The sequence below is a fragment of the Streptomyces sp. FH025 genome (genome assembly GCF_017427025.1).
GTDB lineage: Bacteria > Actinomycetota > Actinomycetes > Streptomycetales > Streptomycetaceae > Kitasatospora.
In genome coordinates this window covers 1-6,628 of the sequence record NZ_JAFLNG010000437.1, presented here as the reverse complement: position 1 = coordinate 6,628, position 6,628 = coordinate 1, and the positions used below count along the sequence as shown (strand labels likewise).

Sequence of the window (6,628 nt, the reverse complement as noted above, 5' to 3'; positions counted from 1 at the left end):
AGCGGAGCAGCTCACCGAGAGCATCCCCCCAAGACCCGCCAACACCTTCAACGACCGCGAACGCAGCGCCACCACCCGGGCACCGTCCTCCAGGGACAGCATCCCGGCCACCGTCGCAGCGGCGATCTCACCCTGCGAGTGACCCACCACAGCGGCAGGCTCGACACCCGCGGCCTCCCAGACCGCGGCCAGCGACACCATCACGGCCCACAGCGCCGGCTGGACCACATCCGCCGCCTCCAGCGCGGGAGCGCCCTCGGCACCGGCCAGCACCTCGGCGAGCTTCCAGTCCACGTACGGCGCCAGAGCCGCCTCGCACTCCGCCAGCCGGGCCGCGAACACCGGACTCACCGAAGCGAGCTCCCGGCCCATACCGACCCACTGCGACCCCTGACCCGCGAACGCGAACACCGTCCGCACACCCGGCCGCGCCACACCCGACACCACCGAACCCGACGGCACACCGGCAGCGAAACTCTGCAGCCCCGACTCCAGCTCACCGCGCCCGGCGCCGACCACCACGGCCCGGTGCTCGAACACCGAACGCGTCGTCGCCAGCGACCACGCCACCTCGGCGGGCTCCAGCCCCGGCCGCGCCGACACCCAGTCGTACAGCCGCTCCGCCTGCCCGGCCAGCCCCTCGGCCGACCGACCCGACACCAGCCACGCACCGGCCTCGCCGGGCTCGACGACCTTGGCCACCTCGGCCCGGTCGTCGGCCCCGAACTCGCCGGAGTCACCGGACTCGGTCGGCTCGGCGACCGCGGGGGCCTCCTCCAGGATGACGTGCGCGTTGGTGCCGCTCAGGCCGAACGAGGACACACCGGCCCGGCGCACCCGGCCGTTGACCGGCCACGGCGCCGCCTCGGTCAGCAGCTCCACCTCACCGGCCGACCAGTCCACGTGCGGCGACCGCTCGTCCGCGTGCAGGGTCCTCGGCAGCTGCTCGTTCTGCAGCGCCAGCACCATCTTGATCACACCGGCCACACCGGCGGCCGCCTGGGTGTGCCCGATGTTCGACTTCACCGAGCCCAGACGCAACGGACCGCTGTCGCCGCGCTCCTGACCGTACGTCGCCAGCAGGGCCTGCGCCTCGATCGGGTCACCCAGCTTGGTGCCGGTGCCGTGCGCCTCCACCACGTCGATGTCGGCGGTCGTCAGTCCGGCGTTGGCCAGCGCCGCGCGGATGACGCGCTGCTGCGACGGACCGTTGGGTGCCGTCAGACCGTTGGACGCACCGTCCTGGTTGGTCGCGCTGCCACGGATCACCGCGAGCACCTGGTGCCCGTTGCGGCGGGCGTCGGACAGCCGCTCGACCACGAGGACGCCCGCGCCCTCGGCGAAGCCCATGCCGTCCGCCTGCGCGGAGAACGCCTTGCAGCGCCCGTCCGCCGCGAGGCCGCTCTGCTCGCTGAAGCCGACGAAGCCCTCGGGGCTCACCAGAATGGTCACGCCGCCGGCCAGGGCCATCGAGCACTCGCCCGAGCGCAGCGCCTGGGCGGCCATGTGCATCGCCACCAGGGACGACGAGCAGGCCGTGTCGACCGTCACCGCCGGGCCCTCCAGGCCGAGCGCGTACGACACCCGGCCGGACAGCACGCTCGTCGCGTTGCCGGTGATCAGGTGGGCCATGCCCTCGATGTCCGCGCCGTAGCCGTAGCCGGACGTGTACCCGCCGACGAAGACACCGGTCGCGCTGCCGCGCAGCGACTCCGGGTCGATGCCGACCCGCTCCACGGCCTCCCAGGACAGCTCCAGCAGCAGGCGCTGCTGCGGGTCCATCGCCAGCGCCTCACGCGGGCTGATCCCGAAGAACCCGGCGTCGAACCCGCTCATGTCCTGGACGAACCCGCCGGCCCGGACGTACGAGGAGTTGCCGAGGGCCTCCAGGTCCCAGCCGCGGTCGTCCGGGAAGCCGGAGATCCCGTCCCCGCCGGAGGCCAGCAGGGCCCACAGCCCGTCGGGGTCGACCACGCCGCCGGGGTAGCGGCAGGCCATGCCGACGATCGCGATCGGCTCGTCGGCGGCGATCGTGGCGGGCACGGCCGCCGGCGCGTCGGCGCCGTCCGGCACGGCCCCCAGCAGCTCCGCCTCCAGGTAGTCGGCCAGCGCCGCCGTGGTGGGGTAGTCGAACAGCAGGGTCGCCGGCAGCCGCAGGTCCGTGGCGTAGCTGAGGTCGTTGCGCAGTTCCACCGCGGTCAGCGAGTCGAAGCCGAGTTCGCTGAAGGCGCGGTTGACCTCGACCGTGTCGGGCGACGGGTGGCCGAGCACGTGCGCGGCCTTGGCCTGGACGAGCTCGGTCAGCGCCCGGCGCTGCTCGGCCCGGCTCAGGCCGGCCAGGCGGGCCGCCAAGTCCTGCTCGACGGGTGCCGCCGGGACGTCGGAGAGCATCGCGGACAGCCGGTGGATCTCCGGCAGGTCCCGCATCAGGGGGACCTGCAGCAGGCTCGCCGCCGACTGCGGCGCCGCGAGGATGACGGACCAGTCGATGTTCGTCACCGTCAGCACGGTGTCGCGGCCGTCCAGCGCCTCGCCCAGCGCGCGGACCGCGAGCTCCGGGTCCATCACGCCTTCCCACTGGTTGCGGGCCAGCCGCTGGCGCGCCGCCTCGGAACCCTGCGCGACACCGGCCGCCCACGGGCCCCAGGCCACGGCGAGCGCGGCCAGGCCGCGGCTGCGCCGGTTCTCGGCCACGGCGTCCAGGTAGGCGTTGGCCGCACCGTAGTTGGCCTGGCCGGGGCCTCCGGTGGTGGCCACCACGGAGGAGAACAGGACGAACGCGTCCAGGTCCAGGTCTGCGGTCAGTTCGTCCAGGTAGGCCGCACCGGCGGCCTTGGCCGCGAGCACCGACTCCAGGCGGGCCGCCGAGAGGCCGTCGATCACGCCGTCGTCGAGCACCGCCGCCGTGTGCACCACCGTTCCCAGCGCGGGGCCGGTCGCGGCGATCCGGTCCAGCAGCCCGGCCAGGTGCGACCGGTCGGCGGCGTCGCAGGCCACGACGTCCACACCGGTGCCCCGGGTGGCGAGTTCGGCCGCCTGGGCCGCGACGCCGGCGGCACCGGCACCGGAGCGGCTGGTCAGCACCAGTCGCTCGATGCCGCGTCCGGCGAGCCAACGGGCGACGTACCCGCCGAGCGCACCGGTACCACCGGTGATCAGCGCGGTTCCGTTCGTCGGCTCCCAGGTCCCGGTCGCCGACGGCTGGGGGGCGTGGGTCAGCCTGCGGCCCACGATTCCGGCCGGCCGCAGCGCGGCCTGGTTCTCGTCACAGCCGGCCAGCACGGTCACCAGCTGCGCGCCGGTCCGCTCGTCCAGGACGGGCGGCAGGTCGATCAACCCGCCCCAGCGGTCGGGGTATTCGAGGCCGACGACGCGGCCGAAGCCCCAGACCTGCGACTGCAGCGGGCTCGTCAGCACCTCGCTCGGGGAGGTGGCGACGGCACCACGGGTGAGGATCCAGAGCGGGGCGAGGACCTCGGCGTCGCCGAGGGCCTGCACCAGGCCCAGGCTGGCGGCCAGACCCACGGTCACCACGGGGTGGGTGGGCAGGCGCGACTCGTCGGTCGCGAGCAGCGACAGCACGCCGGACACCGCGGTGGTGCCCTGCTGGGCCTCACGGATCAGCGCGGCGATCTCGGTCCGGTCGACGGTGCCGGCCGGGACCTCGACGAACACGACCTCGGCCCCACGGGAGGACAGCGCCGCCACGCAGCCCTGGGCCACGTCGCCGCCGGCCTCCCCGGCGGGGAGGACGACCAGCCACCGGCCCGACAGCCGGGCGAGGCCGCCGGGCTCGGTCGCCGGTGACCAGGTGATGCGGTAGCGCCAGCCCTCGGTCAGCGAGCGGTCGCGCTCGCGGCGGCGCCAGGACGCCAGGGCGGGCAGCACGGCGCTGAGTTGCTGCTGGTCCTCGATGGCCAGCGTGTCGGCGATGCGGGCCAGGTCGCCGCCTTCGACGGCGGCCCAGAACCGGGCCTCCGCCTCGGTGCTCGTGCCGTCACCGCCCAGCAGGGGCGCGGGTACCTCGGCGGCCTGAAGCCAGTACCTCTGGTGTTCGAAGGCGTAGGTCGGCAGGTCCACCGGCTCGGCGGCCGGCAGAACGCTCTTCCAGTCGACCGCAAGGCCACCCACATAAGCCTGCGCCAGAGCCGTGACCAGACGGGCGGCGCCCGCGTTGTCACGCTCCAGGGTGCCGACCGTCAGCACATCCGCGACACCCGCGTCCTCGGCCGTCTCCGTGACCGCCGCGGTCAGCACCGGGTGCGTCGACACCTCGACGAACGCCCCGTAACCACCACCCAGCAGGGTGCGGACGGCCTCCTCGAAACGGACCATCCGACGCAGGTTCGCGTACCAGTACCCCGCATCCACCTCGGCACCGGTGAGCCACTCACCGGTCACCGTGGAGATCATCGGCACCCGGCCCGCCCGCGGCACGATCCCCGCCAACTCCCCGGCCAGCACCGCCTCCAGGGGCTCGACGGCCGGGGAGTGCGCGACGAAGTCCGTCGCCGGAATCCGCCAGCGCAGCACCTTGCGCGAGGCCAGCTCACGCTCGAACTCCGACAGCGCCTCCGGCTCACCCGAAACCACCACCGCCGCCGGGCCGTTGACCGCCGCCACCGACAGCCGACCACCCCAGCCCTCGACGATCTCCCGCACCGCCGCCGAAGGCATCACCACCGACACCATCGAGCCCTGCACCGACAGACCCGTCAGCGCCCGCGCCCGAACAGCCACCACGCGGGCGGCGTCCTCCAGGGACAGGATCCCGGCGACGGTGGCCGCCGCGATCTCGCCCTGCGAGTGGCCCAGGACGGCGTCCGGCGTGACACCGGCGGCCTCCCAGACGGCCGCCAGCGACACCATGATCGCCCACAGCACCGGCTGCACCACATCCGCCGCGTCCAGACCCGGAGCACCCTCCGCCCCGGCCAGCACGTCGGAGAGCTTCCAGTCCACGAACGGCGCCAGCGCCGCCTCACACTCCGCCAACCGCGCCGCGAACACCGGACTCACCGACGCGAGTTCCCGGCCCATGCCGACCCACTGCGCACCCTGACCCGCGAACACGAACGCCGTCCGACCACCCGAACGCGCAACCCCGGAGACGACCGAAGCGGACCGCGAACCCGCGACCAGCCCCCGCAGCCCGGAGACCAGCTCGCCGCGCTCGGCGCCCACCACGACCGCCCGGTGCTCGAACACCGAACGCGTCGCCGCCAGCGACCACGCCACATCCGCCGGCTCCAGCTCCGGACGAGCCGACACCCAGCCGGCCAGCCGCTCCGCCTGCCCCGCCAGCGCCTCCGCCGTACGGCCGGACACCAGCCACGCGGCCGGCCCGCCCTCGACCACCACGGGAGCGGCCGGAGCCGCCTCGGCCTCGGTGTCCACCGGTTCGGCGTCGCCGACCGGGGCCTCCTCCAGGATGACGTGCACGTTGGTGCCGCTCATGCCGAATCCGGACACGCCGGCCCGGCGCACGTGCTCCCCGGTGGGCCACGCCACCGGCTCGGTCAGCAGCCGCACCTCGCCCGCCGACCAGTCCACGTGGGGGGTCGGCTCGTCCACGTGCAGCGTCTGCGGCAGCCGCTCGTTCTGCAGCGCCAGCACCATCTTCATCACACCGGCCACACCGGCGGCCGCCTGGGTGTGCCCGATGTTCGACTTCACCGACCCCAGCCACAGCGGCCGGCCCTCCGGGCGCTCCTGGCCGTAGGTGGCGATCAGCGCCTGGGCCTCGATCGGGTCGCCGAGCGTGGTCGCCGAACCGTGCGCCTCCACCACGTCGACCTCGTCGGCACGGACCCCGGCGTTGGCCAGCGCCGCACGGATCACCCGCTGCTGCGACGGCCCGTTCGGGGCGGTCAGACCGTTGGACGCACCGTCCTGGTTGATCGCCGAACCGCGGATCACCGCGAGCACCTGGTGCCCGTTGCGGCGCGCGTCCGACAGCCGCTCCACCACGAGCATGCCGGCGCCCTCGGCGAAGCCGGAGCCGTCCGCCGCCGCGGCGAAGGACTTGCAGTGCCCGTCCAGCGAGATGCCGCCCGCCTTGGCGAAGGCCACGAACACGCCCGGGGTGGCGGTGACGGTGGCACCGCCGGCGAGGGCGAGCGAGCACTCGCCGGCACGCAGGGCCTGGGCGGCCAGGTGCAGGGCCACCAGCGAGGACGAGCAGGCGGTGTCCACCGTCACCGCCGGCCCCTCCAGGCCGAAGGTGTAGGACAGCCGGCCCGAGAGCACGCTGGTCGCGTTCCCGGTCACCAGGTGCCCCTCGACGACCTCCGTGCCCTCCAGCGGCACGTCGGTCGCGTAGCGGGAGCTGTAGCCGCCGACGAAGGCGCCGGTCTGGGTGCCCCGCAGGCTCGCCGGGTCGATCCCGGCCCGCTCGAAGGCCTCCCAGGAGGTCTCCAGCAGCAGGCGCTGCTGCGGGTCCATGGCCAGCGCCTCACGCGGGCTGATCCCGAAGAACCCCGCGTCGAACGCGCTGGCGTCCTGCACGAACCCGCCGGCCTGGGTGTACGCCGAGCCTTCCGGGTCGGAGTCCGGGTAGAGGCTTTCGAGGTCCCAGCCGCGGTCCCGCGGGAACGGGCCGATCGCGTCCGAGCCCGAAGCCAGCATC

Annotated in this window: 1 protein-coding gene; it reads right to left on the bottom strand. The window is 74.4% G+C overall.

Going from position 1 to position 6,628, the window contains the following annotated elements:
- Positions 1-6,628: type I polyketide synthase (locus tag J0670_RS26115; protein WP_207814119.1), on the bottom strand; the 6,628-nt coding region annotated here is incomplete at both ends.